Annotated in this window: 28 protein-coding genes; 6 read left to right on the top strand and 22 right to left on the bottom strand. The window is 65.2% G+C overall.

The annotated features are described in order from the left end of the window. Positions 1-17: 17 nt before the first annotated feature. The 3 genes from HAP47_RS07785 to HAP47_RS07775 form a co-directional block, all read right to left on the bottom strand. Positions 18-1,226, bottom strand: coding sequence for a serine hydrolase domain-containing protein (locus HAP47_RS07785; protein WP_173638750.1), 1,209 nt, complete (start codon positions 1,224-1,226; stop codon positions 18-20). 68 nt (positions 1,227-1,294) lie between these two features. Continuing rightward, a complete protein-coding gene (locus tag HAP47_RS07780; protein WP_173638751.1) occupies positions 1,295-1,666 on the bottom strand; it encodes a nuclear transport factor 2 family protein in 372 nt (123 codons plus the stop codon). Positions 1,667-1,828: 162 nt separating this feature from the next. After that, entirely contained in the window at positions 1,829-2,482 is a 654-nt protein-coding gene (locus tag HAP47_RS07775) for a glutathione S-transferase family protein (protein ID WP_173638752.1), read from the bottom strand. A 485-nt stretch (positions 2,483-2,967) separates the two neighbouring features. Between HAP47_RS07775 and HAP47_RS07770 the strand changes: the two genes are divergently transcribed. Continuing rightward, on the top strand, positions 2,968-4,638 hold the full coding sequence (locus HAP47_RS07770; protein ID WP_173638753.1) for a methyl-accepting chemotaxis protein: 1,671 nt from the start codon (positions 2,968-2,970) through the stop codon (positions 4,636-4,638). A gap of 273 nt (positions 4,639-4,911) precedes the next feature. Then, positions 4,912-5,700, top strand: coding sequence for an SDR family NAD(P)-dependent oxidoreductase (locus HAP47_RS07765; protein ID WP_173638754.1), 789 nt, complete (start codon positions 4,912-4,914; stop codon positions 5,698-5,700). Positions 5,701-5,880: 180 nt separating this feature from the next. Here the strand turns inward: HAP47_RS07765 and HAP47_RS07760 are convergent, their stop codons facing one another. Both HAP47_RS07760 and cobS read right to left on the bottom strand, forming a co-directional pair. Continuing rightward, positions 5,881-6,447: a histidine phosphatase family protein gene (locus HAP47_RS07760; protein ID WP_173638755.1), complete on the bottom strand. Its 567-nt coding sequence runs from the start codon at positions 6,445-6,447 to the stop codon at positions 5,881-5,883. Between the two features lie 61 nt (positions 6,448-6,508). Beyond that, a complete protein-coding gene (gene cobS, locus HAP47_RS07755; RefSeq protein ID WP_173638756.1) occupies positions 6,509-7,261 on the bottom strand; it encodes an adenosylcobinamide-GDP ribazoletransferase in 753 nt (250 codons plus the stop codon). A gap of 194 nt (positions 7,262-7,455) precedes the next feature. On the opposite strand from cobS, the gene cobT reads away from it, so the two are divergent. Beyond that, positions 7,456-8,469 (top strand): nicotinate-nucleotide--dimethylbenzimidazole phosphoribosyltransferase, encoded by a 1,014-nt coding sequence (gene cobT, locus HAP47_RS07750; protein ID WP_173638757.1) that lies wholly within the window; start codon positions 7,456-7,458, stop codon positions 8,467-8,469. A 127-nt stretch (positions 8,470-8,596) separates the two neighbouring features. Then, positions 8,597-9,001 (top strand): hypothetical protein, encoded by a 405-nt coding sequence (locus HAP47_RS07745; protein ID WP_231168954.1) that lies wholly within the window; start codon positions 8,597-8,599, stop codon positions 8,999-9,001. A 63-nt stretch (positions 9,002-9,064) separates the two neighbouring features. Here HAP47_RS07745 and HAP47_RS07740 read toward each other — a convergent pair whose 3' ends face one another. The 6 genes from HAP47_RS07740 to HAP47_RS07715 form a co-directional block, all read right to left on the bottom strand. Continuing rightward, entirely contained in the window at positions 9,065-9,475 is a 411-nt protein-coding gene (locus tag HAP47_RS07740) for a VOC family protein (protein ID WP_173638758.1), read from the bottom strand. Positions 9,476-9,554: 79 nt separating this feature from the next. Continuing rightward, positions 9,555-10,091 carry an SRPBCC family protein gene (locus HAP47_RS07735; protein ID WP_173638759.1) on the bottom strand — a complete coding sequence of 179 codons (537 nt, stop codon included), beginning with the start codon at positions 10,089-10,091 and terminating at the stop codon, positions 9,555-9,557. Positions 10,092-10,125: 34 nt separating this feature from the next. Beyond that, positions 10,126-10,536, bottom strand: coding sequence for a DoxX family protein (locus HAP47_RS07730; protein ID WP_173638760.1), 411 nt, complete (start codon positions 10,534-10,536; stop codon positions 10,126-10,128). A 360-nt stretch (positions 10,537-10,896) separates the two neighbouring features. After that, positions 10,897-12,174: an RNA polymerase sigma factor gene (locus tag HAP47_RS07725; RefSeq protein WP_173638761.1), complete on the bottom strand. Its 1,278-nt coding sequence runs from the start codon at positions 12,172-12,174 to the stop codon at positions 10,897-10,899. After that, complete coding sequence (locus tag HAP47_RS07720) at positions 12,171-12,539, bottom strand: YciI family protein (RefSeq protein WP_173638762.1); 369 nt, start codon at positions 12,537-12,539, stop codon at positions 12,171-12,173. The genes HAP47_RS07725 and HAP47_RS07720 overlap by 4 nt, the downstream gene beginning before the upstream one ends. A 189-nt stretch (positions 12,540-12,728) precedes the next feature. Beyond that, positions 12,729-13,016 (bottom strand): hypothetical protein, encoded by a 288-nt coding sequence (locus tag HAP47_RS07715; RefSeq protein ID WP_173638763.1) that lies wholly within the window; start codon positions 13,014-13,016, stop codon positions 12,729-12,731. Between the two features lie 89 nt (positions 13,017-13,105). Between HAP47_RS07715 and HAP47_RS07710 the strand changes: the two genes are divergently transcribed. Then, positions 13,106-14,071 carry a 2-hydroxyacid dehydrogenase gene (locus HAP47_RS07710; RefSeq protein WP_173638764.1) on the top strand — a complete coding sequence of 322 codons (966 nt, stop codon included), beginning with the start codon at positions 13,106-13,108 and terminating at the stop codon, positions 14,069-14,071. Positions 14,072-14,251: 180 nt separating this feature from the next. On the opposite strand, the gene HAP47_RS07705 is transcribed toward HAP47_RS07710, so the two are convergent. The 4 genes from HAP47_RS07705 to HAP47_RS07690 all read right to left on the bottom strand — a co-directional run bounded on the left by HAP47_RS07705 (position 14,252) and on the right by HAP47_RS07690 (position 16,621). Next, the gene (locus HAP47_RS07705) at positions 14,252-14,731 is read right to left on the bottom strand and encodes an SRPBCC domain-containing protein (RefSeq protein ID WP_173638765.1); all 480 of its coding nucleotides are present in this window, start codon (positions 14,729-14,731) and stop codon (positions 14,252-14,254) included. Next, positions 14,724-15,125, bottom strand: coding sequence for an ArsR/SmtB family transcription factor (locus tag HAP47_RS07700; protein ID WP_173638766.1), 402 nt, complete (start codon positions 15,123-15,125; stop codon positions 14,724-14,726). Before HAP47_RS07700 ends, HAP47_RS07705 begins: the two co-directional genes overlap by 8 nt. 97 nt (positions 15,126-15,222) lie before the next feature. Then, positions 15,223-15,870: a dihydrofolate reductase family protein gene (locus tag HAP47_RS07695; protein ID WP_173638767.1), complete on the bottom strand. Its 648-nt coding sequence runs from the start codon at positions 15,868-15,870 to the stop codon at positions 15,223-15,225. Between the two features lie 91 nt (positions 15,871-15,961). Beyond that, entirely contained in the window at positions 15,962-16,621 is a 660-nt protein-coding gene (locus HAP47_RS07690; protein ID WP_173638768.1) for a TetR/AcrR family transcriptional regulator, read from the bottom strand. Between the two features lie 99 nt (positions 16,622-16,720). Here HAP47_RS07690 and HAP47_RS07685 point away from each other — a divergent pair, with 99 nt between their 5' ends. Then, on the top strand, positions 16,721-17,365 hold the full coding sequence (locus HAP47_RS07685) for a glutathione binding-like protein (protein ID WP_173638769.1): 645 nt from the start codon (positions 16,721-16,723) through the stop codon (positions 17,363-17,365). A 261-nt stretch (positions 17,366-17,626) separates the two neighbouring features. Here the strand turns inward: HAP47_RS07685 and HAP47_RS07680 are convergent, their stop codons facing one another. The 7 genes from HAP47_RS07680 to ruvC form a co-directional block, all read right to left on the bottom strand. Beyond that, on the bottom strand, positions 17,627-18,094 hold the full coding sequence (locus HAP47_RS07680) for a nuclear transport factor 2 family protein (protein WP_173638770.1): 468 nt from the start codon (positions 18,092-18,094) through the stop codon (positions 17,627-17,629). A gap of 86 nt (positions 18,095-18,180) precedes the next feature. Further along, positions 18,181-18,630, bottom strand: a complete 450-nt coding sequence (ybgC, locus tag HAP47_RS07675; RefSeq protein WP_021076499.1) for a tol-pal system-associated acyl-CoA thioesterase — start codon at positions 18,628-18,630, stop codon at positions 18,181-18,183. A 68-nt stretch (positions 18,631-18,698) separates the two neighbouring features. Beyond that, on the bottom strand, positions 18,699-19,616 hold the full coding sequence (locus HAP47_RS07670; RefSeq protein ID WP_173638771.1) for a metallophosphoesterase: 918 nt from the start codon (positions 19,614-19,616) through the stop codon (positions 18,699-18,701). A 248-nt stretch (positions 19,617-19,864) separates the two neighbouring features. Next, the gene (gene ruvB / locus HAP47_RS07665; RefSeq protein ID WP_173638772.1) at positions 19,865-20,914 is read right to left on the bottom strand and encodes a Holliday junction branch migration DNA helicase RuvB; all 1,050 of its coding nucleotides are present in this window, start codon (positions 20,912-20,914) and stop codon (positions 19,865-19,867) included. Further along, the gene (locus HAP47_RS07660) at positions 20,911-21,375 is read right to left on the bottom strand and encodes a hypothetical protein (protein ID WP_173638773.1); all 465 of its coding nucleotides are present in this window, start codon (positions 21,373-21,375) and stop codon (positions 20,911-20,913) included. Before HAP47_RS07660 ends, ruvB begins: the two co-directional genes overlap by 4 nt. Next, positions 21,372-21,989, bottom strand: a complete 618-nt coding sequence (gene ruvA / locus HAP47_RS07655) for a Holliday junction branch migration protein RuvA (RefSeq protein ID WP_173638774.1) — start codon at positions 21,987-21,989, stop codon at positions 21,372-21,374. Before ruvA ends, HAP47_RS07660 begins: the two co-directional genes overlap by 4 nt. After that, positions 21,986-22,513, bottom strand: coding sequence for a crossover junction endodeoxyribonuclease RuvC (ruvC, locus tag HAP47_RS07650; protein ID WP_173638775.1), 528 nt, complete (start codon positions 22,511-22,513; stop codon positions 21,986-21,988). Before ruvC ends, ruvA begins: the two co-directional genes overlap by 4 nt. Positions 22,514-22,668: the final 155 nt, after the last annotated feature.

Below are 22,668 nucleotides of genomic sequence, written 5' to 3'. Positions count from 1 at the left end.
TTGACGCACGCTCCGCGCTAGTCATCGATCGCCTGATAGGCGAGCGTCCAGAAATCGGAGAACACCGCTGGCGGCTGCGGCGAATCCATCATGCGCTGGGTCAGCAGGATTCCGGTCATCGTTTCGCGCGGGTCGGAATACCAGGAGGTGCCATAGCCGCCGTCCCAACCGTAGCGGCCCGGCACATCGCAGAGATCGTCGCGCGCGGTGACGACCGACAGCCCGAAACCCCAGCCGCGCGACGCACCGAGCAACAGCTCGGAGCCAAGCTGTTGTTCCGGCGTGAGCTGGTTCGAGGTCATCAGCTCCACCGAGGGACGCGACAGAATGCGCTCGGTGCCGAGCCGCCCGCCATTGAGCATCATCTGCGCAAAGGCGTTGAAATCATCCGCGGTCGACACCAGCCCGGCACTGCCGTTCTCGAACACCGGCGGCGCCGCGTATTTGCCGGTCGCGGGTGCGTCGAACACTTTCAACGTGCCGGTCGCATGATCCCGCGCATAGCAGGTCGCAAACCGCGACAACTTGTCCTGCGGCACATGGAAAGCCGTATCGTTCATGCCGAGCGGCCCGAAGATCCGCTCCTGCAGGAAGCCGGCGAACGAGGTTCCGGCAACACGCGCGACCAGGACGCCCAGTATCTGACTCCCCGCGTCGTAGAGCCAGCGTTCGCCGGGCTGATAGGCCAGCGGCAGCGTGCCGTAGCGGCGCAGCAATTCGTCCGGCGGAAACGACGGAAACGCCGGCCCGGGCGCGAAGCCGGCATCCGCGACTGCCATCTGGATCGGATAGCGCGCCGGAAACACCGGGACCATGCCGAGTCCGAGACGGAAGGTCAGAAGGTCGCGCAGCGTGATCGCGCGCTTGGCCGGTACTGTGTCATTGATCTCGGATTCGATGCTGCGCAACACCTCGCGATCGGCGAGCTCGGGCAGCCAGCGATCGATGGGATCGTCGAGCTTGAGCCGGCATTCCTCGACCAGGATCATCGCGGCGACCGCCGTCACCGGCTTGGTCATCGAAGCGATGCGGAAGATGGTGTCGCGCTGCATCGGCGGCCCGTTCACCGCCATGCGGCCAAGCACATCGGCATGGATCTCGCCGCGACGGCTGACCAGTGCCACGAGGCCTGGGACGGCGCCATCTTCGACATGGCGTGCCAGCACCTTGCGCATGCGTCCGAGTCGTGCCTGCGACAGGCCGCTGCTTTCACTCGCAATGGACATTTTCGAGGTTTCCTTGAGAATTCGTGCTCGCCTGCGACGATCGAGCGAGCGATGTCACCGAGGCTGCCTCATCTATCCTGCCTGACGAGTTCGCCGTCCTCATGCGACGGACCGAAATAGACGTCAATGCGCGACACCTTGTCGCCGTCGAACACGAAGAACTCGGTGTTGCGGAAGCTCTTGCCGTCCCGGGCGACGCAGCGATAGGTGACGTAAGCCTCGACGCCGTCGACCATGATGCGCTCGATCTCGTGGCGGCCGATCCAGGCAGAGTCGCGCCAGCACTCGGCGAAATAGCGCGGCTTGTCGATGTTCTCGCCATAGGGCGTCGAGAAGCGGAAATCCTCCGCGAACGCGGCCTCGACGCTCGCGCGGTCATTGGCGAGATAGGCGGCGAAGATCCCGCGGATGATCTCCGCCCTGTTGCCAGCTGCAGCCATGTCATCTCCACACAAATCTCGCCCGGGCCCCTCGGCGCGGCCGGCGCTGCAGAACCCGGGCTTCAGGGAGATGACGAACGGGGCGGCGCGAAAACGACATCGCGCCGCATTTATTTTCGGGGTCCTGATCGGACCTCAGGTTCCTTTCTTCAGGTTTCCTTTTCAGTCCTCCTTGGGGAACATGCCGAAATAGGGCTCGGCTTCCTTGAGGACGCGCGCGAAGGACGGACGCGCCTTCAGCCGCTCGAGATAAACAGCCAGATGCGGATGGCCCTCCCCGATCGGCTCGACCTTGTTGCCGTAGAACAGCGCCGGCGCGGCGGCGCAGTCGGCCAGCGAGACGTGCTCACCCATCATCCAGCCGCCCTGCGCGAGTTGCTGGTCGAGGATCGCATAGGAGGTGCGGAGCTGCGCCCGCGCCTCGGCGACACCACGCGGATCCTTGCTGTCCGCCGGACGCAGCCGGTCGCCGACGATCTTCTGCAACGGCAGATGGACATAGAGATCGAGGAAGCGATCGCGCAGCCGGGTCTGCAACGCAAGCTCCGGGTCGTCAGGAATCAACCTGGCGGTGCCGGGATAGTGCCGGTCGAGATATTCGATGACGATGCTCGATTCAGGCACCGTCTCGCCACGTGCCTCGTCGCGCAGCACGGGAAAGCGGCCGATCGGCCACAGCGCGAGGAGCGCCGCGCGCTCGGCGGGATCGCCGAGATTGACCATGTTCGGCGTGAACGGCGCGCCGTTCTCGTAAAGCGCGACCAGCGCCTTCCAGCAGAACGAGGACAGCGGGTGGTAATGCAGGGTCAGTGACATCAGAACTCCATCATGGGACCAGTACCCGGAGGACGAACCGGGGACCGCCCTGCCGACATCTCGTGCGGCAATTATTTTGGCCGGCGCCGGGTGCCGAGGCGGGCATCGACGCGACGCGCATTCGTCGAGCACCGCGAATCGACGTGCAGGATCGATCCGTGAAGCCTTCAGCAATATCAGCCTTCGTAATAGGTCTATCAGCGTTGCTGAAGTGCACGCGTTACAATCATCTGCATCAGACCAAAGTTGTCATCGATTTTCGTCCGTAAGATTACGGTGAACATGGCATCACGACTATGAATGATAACGTGCACATCAGAAAATTACTTCGCATATTGATATAGATGCACCCGCGCCGCATTGCATTATGCAGTCCGTGCCAAGCCGCAGGCTTTACGGATACTAAACGGCTCGCTGCAACCTTTCCGTGACTTGCCACGATCTGCTTTTCCATCCCGCTTCATTTGAACCTTCACGGAGCCCTGATGTTCAGTTTCAGCAACAAGGCAAACATCGACAGTACGCTGGCGCAAGCCGCAGCGATCGGCAGGTCGCAAGCGGTGATCGAGTTCAAGCTCGACGGCACCATCGTCACCGCCAACGAGAACTTCCTGAACGCGATGGGCTACTCGCTCGAGGAGATCAGGGGCAAGCACCACAGCATGTTCGTCGAGCCGGCGTATCGCGACAGCCACGACTATCGCGCGTTCTGGGCGAGCCTGAACCGCGGCGAATCCCAGGCCGCGCAGTACAAGCGCATCGCCAAGGGCGGCCGCGAGGTCTGGATCCAGGCCTCCTACAACCCGATCCTGGACAAGAACGGCAAGCCGGTCGGCGTCATCAAGTTCGCCACCGACATCACCGCGCAGAAGATTCACAGCATGGAAGACGCCGGCAAGATCGCCGCGATCGGCCGCGCGCAGGCGGTGATCGAATTCAACATGGACGGCACCATCGTCAATGCCAACGAGAACTTCCTCTGTGCGATGGGTTACTCGCTTGCGGAGATCCAGGGCAAGCATCACAGCATGTTCATGCCTCCGGCAGACCGTGACAGCCCGGCCTATCGGGAGTTCTGGGCACGGCTGAACCGCGGCGAGTTCGCGACCGGCGAGTTCAAGCGGCTTGCCAAGGGCGCCAAGGAGATCTGGATCCTCGCCAGCTACAACCCGATCCTTGACGACCGCGGCAAGCCGTTCAAGGTCGTCAAGTTTGCGACCGACGTCACGCAGCAGAAGCTGAAGGCCGCCGACAATGACGGCCAGATCGACGCGATCGGCAAGTCGCAAGCCGTGATCGAGTTCAATATGGACGGTACGATCCGCACCGCGAACCCGAACTTCCTCGCCGCGATGGGCTATCTGCTCGCCGAGATTCAGGGCAAGCACCACAGCATGTTCGTCGAGCCGGTCGAGGCGAATTCGGCGGGCTACCGCGAGTTCTGGGGAGCGCTGAACCGCGGCGAGTTCCAGGCCGCCGAATACAAGCGCATCGCCAAGGGCGGCCGCGAGATCTGGATCCAGGCTTCCTACAACCCGATCCTCGATCTCAACGGCAAGCCCTACAAGGTGGTGAAATACGCCACCGACATCACCGCGCAGGCGATCGGCCGCAAGAAGGCCGACAGCGCGCGCGGCCTGATCGAGGCGGTTGCCGCCGGCAGCGAGGAGATGAGCGCCTCGATCCGCGAGATCTCGGAGACCATGACCAAGTCGAAGCAGAACGCCGCGGTCGCCACCGGCCGCGTCGAGGCTGCCGACGGACAGGCGCAGAAGCTCAATGCCGCAGCGCAGGCGATGAGCGGCATCGTCGAGATGATCTCGAGCATCACCGGGCAGATCAACCTGCTCGCGCTCAACGCCACGATCGAATCGGCGCGGGCGGGCGAAGCCGGACGCGGCTTCGCGGTGGTGGCCTCAGAGGTGAAGAGCCTCGCCAACCAGGCCAAGCAGGCGACCGACACGATCTCCTCGGAGATCGATGCGCTGAACTCGATCGCCGCCGAAGTGGTCACCTCGCTGTCCGAGATCAAGGCGGCGATCGCGGGCGTCAACGAATACATCACCTCCACCGCCGCCGCGGTCGAGGAGCAGAGCATCGTGACGCAGGACATGTCGACCAATATGCAGCGCGCCTCCGCCGAGCTCGCGGCGTAGGTTGCGGTGCGATCCTCGAAGGATGGACGGCCCAGGCTGGTGGCTGTGCATCCTTCGAGACGCGCCTTCTCGGGTCAAACGAGTATAGCGCAGCCGCCGCACCCACGTATTGCGAGCGAAGCAATCCACCGCGCCGCGCGGGGAAAATGGATTGCTTCATCGCTATCGCTCCTGGCAATGACGGCAGAGCAAGCTTAGCACCTCTCAGGTTGACATCACCGGACAAAGGTCGCAGACGGTCGGGACTTGCTGCCCGAACCGATGGACCATCCGATGAATTCCGCTTCCCCCAAAGTCGCACTCGTGACCGGCGCCGCGCGCGGCATCGGGCTTGCCGCAGCGAGGCGCTTTCTCGCCGACGGCTGGCGCGTCGCGCTGCTCGACATCGAGGGCGAATTGCTGCGCGCCGCGGTCGCGGCATTGAAGCAGCCCGACACGACGCTGGCGCTGACCTGCGACGTATCGGATGCCGCTGGCGTGGCAGCCGCGATCGCGGCGATCACGGACCGCTTCGGCCGGCTCGACGCGCTGGTCAACAATGCCGGCATTGCCGTGTTCACGCCGGTGCTGGAGACTTCGGACGCCGACTGGAACCGGATCATGGCAGTCAACCTCACCGGCCCGTTCCTGTGCACCAAGGCGGCTGCGCCTGTGATGCGCGAGCATGGCGGGGGCGCAATCGTCAACATCACCTCGATCTCGGCGGTCCGCGCCTCGACGCTGCGCTCGGCCTACGGCACCAGCAAGGCCGGCCTCGCCCACCTCACCAAGCAGCTCGCGGTCGAGCTCGCCTCGCTCGGCATCCGCGTCAACGGCGTCGCGCCCGGTCCGGTCGAGACCGCGATGGCCAAGGCCGTGCACACGCCGGAGATCCGCGCCGACTATCACGACTCCATCCCGCTCAACCGCTACGGGCTGGAAGAGGAGCTGGCGGAGGCCATCTTCTTCCTGTGCTCGGATCGCGCCAGCTACATCACAGGCCAGATCCTCGCCGTCGACGGCGGCTTCGACGCCGCCGGCATCGGCCTGCCGACCCTGCGCGGCCAGCGGCGGAATGGGTAGTGCCTTTCTGTAGCAGCACTCCTTGCCCGTCATCCTGAGGAGCGCGCTCCTGCGCGCGTCTCGAAGGGTCGACGGCCCGGCTGGTGGCCGTGCTCCCTTCAAGCCTCGCTCTGCTCGCACCTCCAGCGACAAAGGCGAAGCCTTTGCGCGGGGGTGACGGGTAGAAAGCAGCGAGAAGGCCTACCGCCCATTCACCGCGACAACGCGCCAGGCGCCAGCCAGCCGATCGATCCGCGTCAGCGACAGCGGATCGATGACGAAGCGCAGCGCGAGCTCCGGCGCCAGTTCGAGCGCGATTGCGAGGATCGCGCGGATGGTGCCGGAATGCACGACCAGCACGACGTCGTCGGCCGGCAGGCGCGCCAGCCCTGTCCTTGCCCGTGCGATCTGATCGGCAAAGCTTTCGCCGCCGGGCGGCCGATTGGTCGCCGGCGAATTCCAGAACGCGCGATAGGCTGCCCCGAGTTCGGCCTCGATCTCGCTGTGGCGCCGGCCGGTCCAGTCGCCAAAATCCTGCTCGCGGAAGGTATCGTCCGAAAGCGCCGAAAGGCCGAGCCGTGCCGCCGTCTCGCACGTTCGCCGCGCGGGACTACAGACCGCGCGAGCACCGGCCGGCAGCCGCGCCTGCAGCGCCGCAAACGCCGCGGCATCACCGAGATCGGCCGGCGCATCCGGCGCGTGGATCACGCCGCGCGGACCGTCGACCGGCGCATGCCGGATCAGCCAGAGACGCGTTTCACTGTCCATCGGCGCTCATTTTACCTTTGACGCGTTTTCCTTACGCGTATCCACTTCGCTCGAAAACGCTTCAACCGAGGCGCGCCGCGAGCAACACCAGGATCGCGGTCTCCGCAACCTGCTCTGCCCCGCCAAGCACGTCGCCGGTCTGGCCGCCGATCTGCCGCTTTGCCAGCAGCGCCATCATCAACGCGCTCGCGCCGGCCGCGATCGCCGCCAGCAGCGCGCTGCCGAACGGCAGAGCGAGGAGGGCGATTACCAGCGCGATGCCGGCTGCGACCACCGCAATCGTGCCATCGGGCCGGCCGGCATTGGCCGCGAGCCCATCCTTGCGCGCGTAAGGCAGGCTTATCGCGATCCACGGCAGCACGCCGCGGCCGAGCGCATGCGCTGATATCAGGCTCTGCACCACCATATCGTTGGGAAGCGCGGCCAGCGCCGCGAACCTGGTGGCAAAGCTCACCAGCAGCGCCAGCGCGCCATAGGTTCCGAGCCGGCTGTCGCGCATGATCTCGAGCTTGGCCGCTACATCGCGGCCGCCGCCGAACCCGTCGGCAACATCGGCGAGCCCGTCCTCGTGTAGCGCGCCGGTCAACAGCGCCCCGCCGCCGAGCGCCAGCGCCGCCGCGGCGAGGTCCGGCACGCCGATCGTCCGTAGCAGCAGACAGAGCAGGCCGATCGCGGCCCCGATGCCGGCGCCGACCAGGGGGAACAGCCGCTGCGCCCGGGCAAAGCCCTCCGGCCGCGCGCCGTCCGGATGCGGCATCGGCAGCCGGGTCAGAAAGGCGATGGCGGTCCTGAGATCGTCGAGCAACTCACGCATGGTTTTGGTATTCAAAGTCCCGGCCTTCAAATTGTTCTAAAACGCGATGAGGTCAGGCTGGATCGTCACCGCGCTTCAGCCTCCTGTTAGGGCATGATCTCCGTGCAAGCGCTACGCGTTTGTCGCGCGGGAAAACCGCTTCACAGCGCTCCGGAACATGCTTTAGTTTGCGGCCCGCTCGACGAGGGAATCGCATGCAGTTCAGTACTCTAGACGACATCCGCAGCTTTTGTCGCGAGCTGCCCGAAGGCGACGCGGCGAGCGCCGCGGCCGCCACGCTGCGCCAGCAGAACCTGACCAAGCCGCCGGGGAGCCTCGGCCGGCTGGAAGAGATCGCGATCTGGCTCGCACGCTGGCAGCGGCGCGAGATCCCCCGGCTCGACCAGGTCACAATCACCGTGTTCGCCGGCAATCACGGCATCGCGGAGCGCGGTGTCTCCGCCTTTCCCTCTGAAGTCACCGCGCAGATGGTGGCGAATTTCGCCGCGGGGGGCGCCGCGATCAACCAGATCGCCAAGCTTGCCGGGGCCGAGCTGCGCGTCGAGCCGCTTGAGCTCGCACGTCCGACCCGCGATTTCACGATGGCGCCGGCGATGGATGGCGCCGATTTCCTCGTCGCCTTTGACACCGGCTGGCGCACGGTGCCGGTGCAATGCGATTTGCTCGTGGTCGGCGAGATGGGCATCGCCAACACCACGGTGGCCGCCACGCTGTGCGCGGCGTTGATGGGCGGGCGCGGCGCGCGCTGGGCCGGCCGCGGCACCGGCGTCGACGATGCCGGCCTGCTGCGCAAGCGCACCGTGATCGATACCGCGCTGAAGCTGCATCGTAGCCTGCTCGACGATCCCCTCGCCGTCGCAGTCGCGCTCGGCGGCCGCGAGTTCGCTGCTATAGCGGGCGCCGTGCTGGCAGCGCGGGCACGATCCATCCCGGTGCTGCTCGACGGCTTCGTCGCGACATCGGCGGTGCTGCCGCTGGCACGGCTTGCGCCTGATAGCCTCGCGCATTGCCGCGCCGGGCATGTCTCGGCCGAGCTCGGCCATCGCCAGCTGCTGCGCGAACTCGGGCTCGCTCCCCTGCTCGACCTCGAGATGCGGCTCGGCGAAGCCTCCGGCGCAGGGGTTGCGATCCTGCTGCTGCGTGCAGCGCTGGCCTGTCATGGCGGCATGGCGACCTTTGCCGAGGCCGGCGTCTCCGGCGCGGGCTGACAAACTGTCGCCGCATGCGCTAGACAAACTGGAGCATGGCGCGAGCCGGAGCGACGCTAACGGAAGGAACCGCCGCATGCGCATCGGTGCGATCTGGAAGATGTCGACGATCTCGACGTTCTTGGGGATGGCAGCGCTGCTTGCCGGTGTCTCCGGCGCACAGGCCGATGTCCGCATCCTCGCCAGCCCCGGCGGGGAGGTCGGCCCGTTCATCGAACTGTTCGACAAGGTGCGCGAGTCAGGCGAGCGCGTGGTGATCGACGGGCCGTGCCTGTCGGCCTGCACGCTGGTGCTCTCGATGGTGCCGGGCGACCGCATCTGCGTGACTCGGCGCGCCGTGCTCGGCTTCCACGCCGCGCGCTCGATCGACCGGCGCGGCCGAACCTATGCGGAGCCGGAAGCATCCGAGGCGGTGCTGGAGGCCTATCCGGCGCCGGTGCGCGGCTGGATCGTGCGCCGCGGCGGCCTGACCTCACGCCTGCTGCTGCTGCGCGGTCGCGAACTCGCCGCGATTTATCCGCGGTGCCGCTAGCGAAACCGGCGGTGGGTGACGCCTTCGGCTAACCCACCCTACGATTCCGAAGTTGATGCCGGCCTACATCTGCTGCGGGCAGTTCACCATCCAGGGGATGCCGAACTGATCAACGCACATGCCGAAGCCGTTGGAGAAGAAGGTCTTGCCGAACGGCATGGTAACCGTGCCGCCTTCGGACAGCGCCTTGAAGCGGCGCTCGGCCTCCGCGGGATCCTCGACCTGCAGCGAGACGTGAAACCCCTGCGGCTTCTGGAAGTGGCCGGGCGGGGCGTCGGAAGCCATGATGATCTCGCCGTCGATCGAGATCCTGGCGTGCATGATCTTGTCCTTCCATCCGGGCGGCGTCTGCATCTCCGGATTGCCCTCGCCGTAGGGATAGGTTTCCTCGATCCGCGCACCGAGAACCTTCTGGTAGAAGTTCAGCGCGGCGCCGCAATTGCCGTCGTAAGAAAGATAGGGGTTGACCTGCATCACATGCTCCCTGGGTAGATTCTCGTTTTGACGCATTTTCTTCACGCGAACCGGAAACCACTTCGCTCGAAAACGCTCTCTATTTTTCAGTCAGCTTCTTCAGATTGGCGAGACCGACCTCGAAATCCTTGCCGATCATGTGATCCAGGTTCATGAACACCTGCATCACCTTCGACATGAAGACGGCCGGACCATACATGGTCCATGTGACGCTGGTCGCATCTCCCTGCGGCAGCATTGTGAACTCGGCGGTGTTGTGGCCCTCGAACGGCTTGAGGAAGTCGAGCTTGATGACGATCTTCGACGGCGCGGACGATTGCAGGATCTCCATGCGGCCGGTGCCGACATTCTTGTTGCCGTCCCAGGCATAGACCGCCCCCTGCCCGCGCCCGGCGCCGTCATAAGTGCGCTTCATGGCCCGATCCCGGTTCTCGTAGGGCGACCAGACCGTCCACTGCCGGAAATCGTCGATCAATGGAAAGATCCGTTCCGCCGGCGCATTGATGCTGGTCGCACGCGTGACGCGGAGTGTGCTCGGCTTGGTCGCCGCGAGGACGAGGATGACCGCAATCGCGACCGCGAGGATGACAGCGATGATGGCAATGGTCTCGAACATGATGGTCTCCAGGTAGATGAATGAAGAGGATAGCTCAGCGGCGGAACGGAAGCAGCGCGCGCAGATTGCCGTCGCGCAGATAGAGCCCGCCCCACACCATCAGGCCGAGATAGAGCCCGAACAGCGTGTAGCTGAACAGCGGGCTGCCGATCCGCACATGGGACGCGATCGCACCGCCGAGATAGCCGGTGAGAAGGATAGCGCCGAGGATCGAGGTCGGCGGCACCGAATACAGCAGCGTGCAGACGATGGTGATGATGCCGAGGCTGCGCGCCAGCGTGTCGCTGGCGCCAAAGCCCATCTTGTCCATGGTCTCGGTGACGACAGGCAATGGCACCAGCTTGATCGCGCCATCGAACAGCAGGAAAAGGATAACCACGCCGCTCATGACGCGGCCGGTGATGCGGGCGGGCTTTGAGACTTCGGTGTCGACGATCGTCGGCATGGCGGGCTCCGTAACGCTTGGTGATGCTCTGCCTCCATGACGAACGACAGGATGACGGGCCGACAAGGACGGGGAAGATTTTTTGAGAAGCGCGACGGGAGTTACGAGAGCGACGCACACATTGATCATCTCGCCCTGGGCTTACCCCTCTCCCCGCCCTCCCCCGCAAGGGGGGAGGGAGCCTGACCAGCGTGCTCACCTCACTTGCGCTCGTTCACAAAATTTCAGCGCTTGCTAATCCGACGTGAGGAAGCCACCGGCGGAGGGGTTCCCTCTCCCCTTGCGGGAGAGGGTTAGGGAGAGGGGTGCCACACGGGAAGTTTCTCAACGTGCACTCGAACGAGGCACGACCAGCGACCGCTACTTCGCCTTCACATTACGCGGCTGACTGTCGCGCATCAGGCGGTCGATATGCATGCGGATATGGGCGGCTTCGGCGGTGGTGTTGGCAAGCGCGATGGCGCGGTCGAAGGTGACGCGGGCCTCCTCGTTGCGGCCGAGCTGCATCAGGAAGGCGCCGCGCACGCCGAAGTAATGGAAATAATTGGAGAGCCGCGGGGCCAGCGGCTCGATCATCTCGAGCGCGGCTTCCGGCCCCTTCACCTTGGAGACCGCAACGGCGCGGTTGAGCGTGATCACCGGCGACGGCTGCATGATCTCGAGCGCGCCGTAGAGCAGGTCGATCTGGGTCCAGTCGGTATCCTCGGGCTTTTCCGCACGGGCATGGAGCGCGGCGATCGCGGCCTGCACCTGATAGGGCCCGCTGCGGCGATGGCGCATCGCCTTGTCGATCAGCGCCAGCCCCTCGGCGATCAGCTTCTGGTTCCACAGGCTGCGGTCCTGGTCGTCGAGCAGGATCACCTGGCCGTCGGCGTCGAACCGCGCGGCGGCGCGGGCATGCTGCAACAAGAGTAGCGCCGTCAGGCCCATGATCTCCGGCTCGCTCTGGAACAGCCTCAGCAGCAGGCGGGCGAGGCGAATCGCCTCCTCGCACAGCGGCGAGCGGATTTGAGCGGTGTCGCCGCTCGCCGAATAGCCCTCGTTGAAGATCAAATAGATCATCGCGGCGACCGAGACGAGCCGCTCGCTGCGCTCGACCGCGCCCGGCGTCTCGAACGGCACATTGGCGTCGGCGACGCGCGTCTTGGCCCGCGTGATGCGCTGCTCCATCGCGGCTTCCGAGACCAGGAAGGCGCGCGCGATCTGCTTCACCGACAGGCCGGAGACGATGCGCAGCGCGAGCGCGATCTGCTGGGTCGCCGGCAGATCCTTGTGACAGCAGATGAACAAGAGCCGCAGGATATCGTCGCGGTAATGCGAGCCGTCGAGCCGCTCGGCGAGTTCCTCCTCGGCGTCGCCGAGGTCGGAGATCGCCTGGTCGTCGTCGGGCAACGCCTCCTGCTTCTTGCTGCGCCTGATGTCGTCGATCGCGACATTGCGGCCGACCATGATCAGCCACGCCGCGGGATCGCGCGGCGGGCCGTTCTGCGGCCAGCTCTTCAGCGCCCGCAGGCAGGCGTTCTGGAAAGCTTCCTCGGCGGTATCGAGATTGCGGAAGTAGCGCAGCAGTGCGCCAACCGCCTGGGGACGCGCCGACGTCAGCGCGGCATCGATCCAGGCGGTGTCGGTCATGCTCACGCCTTCGTACCCCCTGGATTGAAGTAGCCGACCGGGCGGATCTCATAGGTGCCGCCGGGATTGGCCTCGCCGAGATCGCGCGCGATGTCGAGCACTTCGTCGAGGTTCTTGCCCTCGACCAGATAGAAGCCGAGCAGCTGCTCCTTGGTTTCGGCGAACGGGCCGTCGAGCACCAGCGGCGGGTTTTCCTTGCGCAGCGTGGTCGCCGCGGTGGTCGGCAACAGCCGCGCCACCGGGCCGAGCCGGCCCTGCTTGGCGAGCTTGTCCTGCACGACGGACAATTTCTGCATGACCGAGGCGTCGTGTTCCTTGCTCCAGGAACCGACCATGTCTTCGTCATGATAGCAGAGGATGGCGTACAGCATCGAAAAGGCATCTCCGTTCATTGCAAGAACGAACGATTATGCCCGCTGCCGACAGGCGGAGCGAAAGAAATTTAAGTTCCGGATACCAGCGATGGATTTAGCCGACGCTTCATGGCGCGCCGCGACAGAGCGAAGGCTGAGGCCACGGCGATGGCGCGTGCGGTCATCACCGTGACGACGATGCTGCGATCACCAATAGACGCCGTAGCGAGCGGCGATCCGGCGCGCCTTGGCTTCGTCGCTCTCCCGGCGGCTTGAGTGGCGCCTGTTCGTTGGCCGGGAGGCTTGCTGCCTCGAAGGCTCTGCCGGCTGCCCCTGCGACGGGGACGGCCGGGCCTCGGCCTGCGCCGGCGCAACAGCCGGTTGCGCCTGAGCGGGCGTGTCGGCATTTGCGAGCACGAGGCCGCGGCTCTGGCCGGCGTGCGCGGTGGCGGCGGTGGCTGCGATGAAAGCCGCGATCAGGATCAGCTTGCGCATGGAAGTTCTCCCCGGTTGATGGCAGGAGACTAGAGAGCGGGCCGGACCCGCTCTGTGATTCATATCACAATGATATTGGAGGTATCGGGATGGGTAAGGGCGCACTGGCGCTGCTGATCAATGGCGGCTCGGAGAACTGGTCGTCGGCGCGCTGGAAAGCGCGGTTCGACACGGTCTGCCCGGACCGCCGTGTACTGCTGCTGCCGGATGGCGCGCTCGATCCCGCCGAGGTGCACTATGCCGCGGTGTGGAAGCCGAAGCCGGGCGAGCTCGCGGCCTTCAAGAACCTGCGCGTCATCTTCAACCTCGGCGCCGGGGTCGACGCACTGATGGCCGACCGCTCGCTGCCCGACGTGCCGCTGGTGCGGGTCGCGGTCGGCGACCTCACCGATCGCATGACCGAATATGTCGTGCTGCATGTGCTGATGCATCACCGCCAGGAGCTCTATCTACGGGAGTCGCAACGATTGAGGCGCTGGGCGCCGAAATATCAGTGGGCGGCGGGCGCGATCACGGTCGGCATCATGGGGCTCGGGACGCTCGGCGCGGCCTCGGCGCACGCGCTGCGCGCGCTCGGCTTCCGCGTCGTCGGCTGGAGCCGCAGCGAGAAGCGGATCGACGGCATCGCCTGCAACCACGGCACTGAGGGGCTGGACGCGTTCCTGCGAGAGACCAACATCCTGGTCTGCCTGCTGCCGCTGACGCCCGACACGCGGCACGTGCTGAACCGCGACGTGTTTGCGAAACTGAACCGTAGCAGCCCGCTCGGCGCACCCGTCATCATCAATGCCGGCCGTGGCGGCTTGCAGAACGAGGAAGACATCCTGCGTGCGCTCGACGACGGCACGCTGGGCGCCGCCTCGCTCGACGTCTACGAGACCGAGCCGCTGCCTGAGGCGAGCCCGTTCTGGAGCCATCCGAAGGTGGTGCTGACGCCGCACAACGCCGCCGATACCGACGCCGACGAGATTTCGAAATACGTCGCGCAGCAGATCGCGCGCTTCGAGGTCGGCGGCGCGCTGGAGAATCTCGTCGATCGCACGCGGGGGTATTAGGGCAGTGCCGTCCCGGGCAAGCGAAGCGCGACCCGGGACCCATGACCACGACACACTCTTGTTGAGCAGAATGTCTCCCCGCGTGTCCCAAAGAGAGGTCGCGGGGTATGGGTCCCGGCCTTCGCCGGGACGACCAGATTGATGGGCCTGTCCCTCAAAGGAACCGCCCAGAGCCTTGGCTCAGCCCATCTCGGCCACGACGTCCGCGAGCCGATCGTAGGCGGGCGCGACGCCCTTATCGATACCGGAGTTGAGATGGCCGTCACGCGCCTCCTTGGTGGGATGGCGGATGGTGGTGGTCAGGGTGGTGGTGCCGGCTTCCTCGACGAAGGTCGAGATCACCAGATATTCGTCGCTGGTGAAGCCCGGCATGGCAAAGGTTTCGCCGAACGCCAGCCGCTCCGGACGCACCACCTCGCGATAGGTCCCGGTGAGAACGTGCTCGACGCCCTCGGACGAGCGGAACACGAACCGATAGGCGCCGCCGACGCGCAGGTCGACCTCGCACACCGGCATCGAGAGCTGCTCGCAGCCGAGCCAGCGCACCAGATATTCCGGCTTCGTCATGGCGTCGAACACGAAGCGCCGCGGCGCGTCGAACTGGCGCGTCATGGCGAACTCGAAATCCGATGGGGTGGTGATCCTCAGCGTCTTATCCACGCGTGCGTCCACGTTGCTTCTCCTTTACTCTGACTTTACGGTTGCTGCGCGGCGGGGCCTTCGCGGCCTCCTCCGCCTTCATCTCCTCGAGCAGGCCGTCGAGGCGGTTGAAGCTCTCGTCCCAGAAGCGGCGGAAATTCCCGAGCCAGCCGTCGACCTGCTTGAACGAGGCGGGCGCGATGCGGCACGGCCGCCACTGCGCCTCGCGCCCGCGCGAGATCAACCCGGCATGCTCCAGCACCTTCAGGTGTTTGGAGATCGCCGGCAGGCTCATGTCGAACGGCTTTGCCAGCTCCATCACCGAGGTCTCACCGAGCGCGAGCCGCGCCAGGATCGCGCGCCGGGTCGGATCGGCCAGCGCCGCGAAGGTCGAACTGAGGGGGTCGAGCGGCATATACTTAGCTCATCGGTTAAATAACCTTTGGGTTAAGTACGACCAAACGGCGCTCGCGTCAACGGCCTATTTGGCCGCTGACGTGGGCGTGAGCGAACTACGATTTACGCGCCAAGGTGACGTGCGTGGCGTTCGGGCTCGCGACATGCGCGACGACGCCATACCCGAGCGCAGGCAGATCGAGGCCGGCGAACAGATTCTCGCCGGAGCCGAGCAGCACTGGAGAGAGCGCCAATTGCAGCTCGTCGAGCAAACGCTTTTGCAGGAACTGGCGCACCAGCGAAACGCCGCCGCCGACCCTGATGTCCTTGCCCTGCGCAACATCGCGCGCGCGCTCGAGCGCTTCGGCAATACCTGATGTCACGAAGTGAAACGTCGTGCCGCCTTCCATCTCGATGTCGGGCCGCGCGTGATGGGTCAGCACGAACACCGGCGTGTGATACGGCGGATTGTCGCCCCACCAGCCTTTCCAGGCGTCATCCGGCCACGGCCCGCGGATCGGGCCGAACATGTTACGGCCCAAAATCCAGGCGCCGATATTCTCCATCGATTTGCGCGCGATCTCGTCATCGAGAGCGGTGCTGCCGCCATCCTGGCCGAATGTGTGGCGAAACGTCCGCGTCCCGAGGAACCAGGCAGGCAGCACCATGCCGCCTTCGCCGAATGGATTTTCGAGGCTCTGACGCGGCGCGGCGCCAAATCCGTCGATCGAGACCGAGAATGCTGAAGTCCTGACTTTTCCCATGATATTCCGCTTCCGTGAGTTGAGGGACCTTACGGAAGACGGATGCGAAAGACAGCGCCCGACATTTCATGCCGAAGAAATTTCGCCGCGGCTATTTGGCCCCGCACAGCACGTCGACGGCGCCCTTCACGATCGCCTCGAGCTCCTTGCGCGGCACGCGGGCGCGGGCACGGATCGCGATAGTGTGAATGGTGGCGGAGGCGAGATGCGCCAGCGATGCCGGATCGGCCCCCTCAGGCAGTTCGCCGCGCTCCTTGGCATGGCGGAAGCAGACACCGAACGCCTTGTCGAGCTCGGTCAGGCCCTCCACCACCATGGTGCGGATGCCCGGATCCGACACCGCCTCGGACGCGGCCGTCATCACCGTGAAGCAGCCGCGCGGGCCGGACTCGCCGGAGAGATAGATGTCGAGCGCGATCCGGTAGATGCGCTCGAGCCGCTCGCGCAGTGGCGCATCGGCGCGGAAGATGTCGACCATCGCCGCGCGCGCATCGTCGCGGTAACGCTGGTAGCTCTTGATGTAGAGCTCGCGCTTGTCGCCGAACGCGCCATAGAGGCTCGGCCGGTTCATGCCGGTCGCCGCACTCAGATCATCGAGCGAGGTCGCGGCGAAGCCGTCGCGGCGAAACAGATCGAGCGCCTTGCCGAGCGCGACCTCGGGCTCATAGGCGCGCGGCCGCCCGCGCCGCTTCGGTGCGACAGGCGCCTCGATTTTGGCAGCAGATGGCGGCTTCTTACTTTTTTGTACCATTTCGCATCTAATTCCTTGACGCCTTCAATATTATCCAAGACAGTACAAAAATCAACAACGGCCGGGACATCCGCGCCAGACCGCCCCAAGGAGGCACCAATGGACCTTTATTTCTCGCCGCTCGCCTGCTCGATGGCGACCCGCGTCGCGCTCTATGAAGCCGGCCAGCCGGCCAACTATCTCGAGGTCGATCCGAAGACCAAGCAGGTGCGCAACGACGGCTCCGACTTCAACAAGGTCAACCCGCTCGGCCTGGTGCCGACGCTGCGCACCGACGATGGCGTGGTGCTGACCGAGAACGCGGCGATCCTGCAATATGTCGCCGACCAGTTCCCGCGGGCCGGCCTCGGCACCGCGTCGAACGCCGAGCGCTCAAAGCTGCATCAATGGCTGTGCTTCATAGGCACCGAGCTGCACAAGGGCCTGTTCCTGCCGCTGCTCGACAAGAAGGCGCCGCCGGATGCCAAGGCCTACGCGCTGGAGAAATACGTCTCGCGACTCGACTATGTCGAGGATCACCTCAAAGGCCGCGAGTATTTGCTCGATCATTTCAGCGTCGCCGACGCCTATCTCGTCACGGTCATCAACTGGACCATGGCAACGCCGCCGATCGAACTTGCGAAATGGCCAGCGCTGAAGGCCTATTACGAGCGCCTTCGCGCGAGGCCGTCGGTCGCGAAGGCGGTCGCGGAAGAGTTCGAGCTCTACAAGGCCGAGATCGCGCGGCACAAGGCGGCGGCATAAGGCGGTCTCTTACCATGCGTCGTCCCGGTCTTCGCCGGGACGACAACTAAAGCGCGATGAGATTAGGTTGAGCTGGAACGGCGTCGAAAGTTCACCTCTCCCTTGGGAGAGGTCGATTTGCGCAGCAAATCGGGTGAGGGGTTACGGTCTATCGAGAGAGCAGGAGCTCTCACCCGGATTGCTTCGCAATCCGACCTCTCCCCGGCAGGGAGAGGTGAACCGAAAGCGCGGCAGGCCGATTCAACCAAAACTCATCCCGCCTTAGAACGGACTATCCCCCAGGCCAGGCACGTCGGCCGGACGCGGGCCCGGCGCGGGCCAGTGGAAGCGGCGGTCCTTCTCCGAGATCGCGATGTCGTTGATCGAGGCCTCACGGCGGCGCATCAGGCCGTGCTCGTCGAACTCCCACTGCTCGTTGCCGTAGGAGCGAAACCAGTTGCCGCCGGCGTCGTGCCATTCGTACTGGAAGCGCACCGCAATGCGGTTGCCGTCGAACGCCCAGAGATCCTTGATCAGGCGATACTCCCGCTCCTTTTCCCATTTGCGGGTCAGGAAGGCCACGATCGCGTCGCGGCCCTGAAACACCTCGGAGCGATTGCGCCAACGGCTGTCCTCGGTATAGGCGCCGGCGACCCGAACGGGGTCGCGCGAATTCCAGGCATCTTCCGCCATACGCGCTTTCTGCGCGGCGGTCTCGCGGGTGAAAGGCGGCAGCGGCGGGCGTGACATCGGTGATCCCTCGCGGTTGGTTTGTCACGCGCAAATCTATCGTCGCCGGATGAAGAGTCGATAGGCCGTTTCCTATCGCCCCATAGCTAGGCCAGATCGGCCTTCATCAGCGCACGGATGGACTTCGGAATCGGCTGCGCCCTGCCCTGACTGACGAAGGCAACGCGCACCTGCGCCTTCACGAGCACGTCATCGCCGCGCCTGACCTCCTGCGCGAGCATGATGGAGGCGCCCTTCACCGCGATCGGCCAGGTCACGACGTCGAGCATGTCGTCCATCCGCGCGGGCTTGAGGAAGTCCAGCGTCATCGAGCGCACCACAAAGGCGAAGCCGCCAGTCTCCTCCTGCGCCTCCTCGAACAGCGCATTCTGTTCGGCGCCCATCAATCGGAGATGATTGGTGCGGCCGCGCTCCATGAAGCGCAGGTAATTGGCGTGGTAAACGATGCCGGAAAAATCGGTGTCTTCGTAATAGACACGGACCTGCATATGGTGTCGGCCATCGCGGATCGCGCCGTCGATATGGGGTAAGGTCAATTGCGGCCCCTCGATCGCTCTCGGAAAGACAATCGTTTTGCGCAAATTGCCCGATCACGCAAGCGCGATCAGGACACCACCGGCCCCTTTGCGCCGAGCGTGACCTGCACGATCTCGGGTGGAACGCCGAGGCGGAACGGCATGATGCTGCAGCCGAGGCCGCCGGAGACGACGACGTCGCATTTCAGCTTGATGTGGCCATAGGCGAGCCGCATGCCGTGCTTCACCGGCACCGCGGGCGACCAGCCGAGCAGCCGGATCTGGCCGCCATGGGTGTGGCCGGACAGCTGCAGCGCGACGCGCGAGGGCACGCGGAGCGCGACGTCGGGCTCATGCGCGAGCAGGATCACCGGCGCATCGTCGGTGACTTTTGCGAGCGTCGCGTTGAGATCGTCGACCCCGATACGCCGGACCTCGCGATAGCGCCGCGCCGGCAGATAAGCGAGCTGATCGCCGAGACCGGCGAGCCAGAACGGACGGCCGTCCTTGACGAGCCGCACCGTATCGTTCTCGTAGACGGGAATGCCGAAGCGCTCCAGCGCACAGCGCGCCACGGGTGTGCCCTGCCCTTGCCGCTGCACCGTCTTGTCGTCCCAGTAGTCGTGATTGCCGAGCACGGCATGGACGCCGAGCGGCGCCTTCAGGTCCTTCAGCACCGCGGCCCATTCGGAGGCCGGAATGAAGCGGGTGACGTGGCGCAGCCCCGCGACATAGTCGCCGAGCAGCACGATGATGTCCGGATTCAGCGCGTTGGTCCGCTCGACGATCTCAGCGATGCGATCGAGCGACATCCATGGATCGCAGGCGTGAATGTCGGCGATCGCGGCGATCTTGAGCGGAAAGTCCGAAGGCCAATGCCGCGGCGACAGATCGTAGCGCGTCAGCGTGAGCCTGACGACCGGCTCGCTCAGGCCATAGGCCCCGGTCGAGGCGGTGGCGGCGGTCATTCCGCCGAACCCGCGAAGAAAGTGACGACGTGAAATCATGGGCCTGTGATCGGTGATGCCTGGCGCTTCCTGAAAACGCTCCAGGCGATCATAGGCCCTTGGATTGAAGCGAAATTGGGCCGCGCTTGTGCAGACGGCCTGCAGACGCGTCGCAATGGTTAGCGCGCAAGGTTACCGCGCAACGCGGTGCGCTGCGTCAACACGTCTTTTCACGTCTTCGAGAGCGGGCGGTTTTGTTTAAGCATGATCTTCACCGGAAAACCGCATCGCACTTTTCCGGATCATGCTTAGTCGTCGTCGCCATTGCCGCCGAACAGGCCGAACTGCGAGGGATCGCGGTTCGGCTCGGCGAGGCCGAGATGGCGAAAGGCATGCGAGGTCAGCAGTCTTCCGCGCGGGGTGCGCTGCAGATAGCCGCACTGGATCAGATAGGGCTCGATGATGTCCTCGATCGCATCGCGCGGCTCCGACAGCGCCGCCGCCATGGTCTCGACGCCGACCGGACCGCCGCCATAGTTCATGGCGATGGTGGTGAGATAGCGCCGGTCCATCGCATCGAGGCCGGCGCTGTCGACCTCGAGCGCACTCAGCGCCCGGTCCGCGATGCCGCGATCGATGGAATCGGCATCCGCCGCGGACGCAAAGTCGCGCACGCGGCGCAGCAGGCGGCCGGCGATGCGCGGCGTGCCGCGGGCGCGGCGCGCGATCTCGTTGGCGCCATCGGGGCTCATGCCGATGTTCAGCACGCGGGCGCCGCGGGTGACGATCTTCTCCAGCTCTTCCACGGTGTAGAAATTGAGCCGGACCGGAATGCCGAAGCGGTCGCGCAGCGGGTTGGTGAGCAGGCCCGCGCGCGTCGTCGCGCCGACCAGGGTGAATTTCGACAGCTCGATCTTCACCGAGCGCGCCGCGGGACCTTCGCCGATGATCAGGTCGAGCTGGAAATCCTCCATCGCGGGATAGAGTACTTCCTCGACCGCCGGGCTCAGGCGATGGATCTCGTCGATGAACAGCACGTCGCGCTCTTCCAGATTGGTGAGCAACGCCGCGAGGTCGCCAGCCTTCGCGATCACAGGACCGGAGGTGGCGCGGAAGCCGACACCGAGCTCGCGCGCGACGATCTGCGCCAGCGTGGTCTTGCCGAGGCCGGGGGGACCGACGAACAGCACGTGATCGAGCGCCTCGCCGCGCTTCTTCGCGGCCTCGATGAAGATCGACAGATTCTTGCGCGCCTGCGCCTGGCCGACGAACTCCGTCAGCGATTGCGGACGCAGCGCGGTGTCGCCGACATCGTCGGAGCGGCGTTCCGGCGTGACGATGCGCGAGGGCGTGTTCATATCGGATAGCCGCTGAACCGGTTGCTGATCAATCGTGACAATTGAACTCCCACGAAGAGCACCAGGCTCGTTATGAGCACCAGAGGAATTGTGCCCAACTCAGCCAATCCGGATATCGCGACACTGCTCATTACCATCGATAGCGCGGCAGCAATAAGAACATTCCACCAGACAACGACGCCACGAATCTGACTGATCACCGTCACCGACGTCGCCACCAAGATGGCAGGTAATGACCAGATTTTGAGCCCCATCAGCGCAACTGCAATTGTATCGTGTTGAACCGAGAAACATCGCGACACGGGGCTAAGCAGGCACCATGAGGCGGACAAGGCGAAGACGGCCAATACCCCTGTAATCAGGCTGCCCCCAAAGATGACAAGCAGGGCGAATGCCCACCGCGTCCCTGACCGGCTGATCGAGCTGATCTCGCTTGCGGCAACGCGCTGCTCCGCTCTCACTTCGACAATTCCTTCAGGCCCAGCCGGATCAGCTGCGCGGTCTCGGCCTTCTCGCCGGCGCTGCGCGAGGCGGCGGCGATGGCGGCGGCGGCCTGCGGCTGGCCGTAGCCGAGATTGACCAGCGCGGAGATCGCGTCGGTGACCGGGCGCGGCGCACGGTTGTTGTCGATCGCGCCCGAGAGTTGCACCACCGCGGGATCGACATCGGCAAAGCCCGGCGCCTTGTCCTTCAATTCGCTGACGATGCGCTCGGCCACTTTGGGTCCGACCCCCGGCGTGCGCGCCACCGCCGCCTTGTCGCGCAACGCGATAGCATTGGCGAGATCGGTCGGCGGCAGCGTGCCGAGCACCGCAAGCGCGACCTTGGCGCCGACACCCTGCACGGTCTGCAACAGTCGAAACCACTCACGCTCGAGATCTGAGCGGAAGCCGAACAGCTTGATCTGGTCCTCGCGGACGTAGGTCTCGATCGAAAGCACCGCGGCGCCGCCCGGCTGTGGCAGCGCCTGCAGCGTGCGGCCCGCACAATGCACCTGATAGCCCACGCCGCCGACATCGAGGATCACATAGTCCTCGCCGTAGGAATCGATCAGGCCCTTGAGCTTGCCGATCATAGGTTCGCCACCCTGAGCCGCAGCGCGGTGCTCTGGCGGTGATGAGCGTGGGTGATCGCGACCGCGAGCGCGTCGGCGGCGTCGGCGGACGGCGGCTCGGCTTTCGGCAACAGGATCTTCAGCATCACCTGGATCTGGTTCTTCTCGGCATGTCCGGCGCCGACCACGGTCTTCTTGACCTGGTTCGGCGCGTATTCGGCGACCGTGATACCGAACATTGCGGGCGCCAGCATGGCAACGCCACGCGCCTGACCGAGCTTCAGCGTGGCAACACCGTCCTTGTTGACGAAGGTCTGCTCGACCGCGGCCTCCGCCGGTCGGTAATCGCCGAGCACGGCGGCCAGCCCCTCATGGATCGCGAGCAGCCGGCTCGCCAGCGGCAGATCGTCCGGCGGCTCGACCGAACCGCAGCCGATATAGACCAGACGGTTGCCTTCGGTCTCGATCACGCCCCAGCCGGTGCGGCGGAGACCCGGATCGATACCGATGATGCGGACGGGAGAGCGAATCGGCTGCGATGTCATGGGCTAGTGATACCGCCTGCGCGGGGAGAACGAAACACAAACGGAGGTCCGTCCCCTGCCGAGGTCGTTGTGCTCGGCGTCGCTTGTCATCCCATCCTTGCTTGTCATCCCCGGCAAAAGCGGGGGTATCCAGTACGCTGCGGCCTCGCGGATCA

This window comes from Bradyrhizobium sp. 41S5, assembly GCF_011516665.3.
Taxonomy (GTDB): Bacteria; Pseudomonadota; Alphaproteobacteria; order Rhizobiales; family Xanthobacteraceae; genus Bradyrhizobium; species Bradyrhizobium quebecense.
The sequence above is the reverse complement of the archived record's forward strand: the minus strand, read 5'-3'. Positions and strand labels throughout refer to the sequence as shown.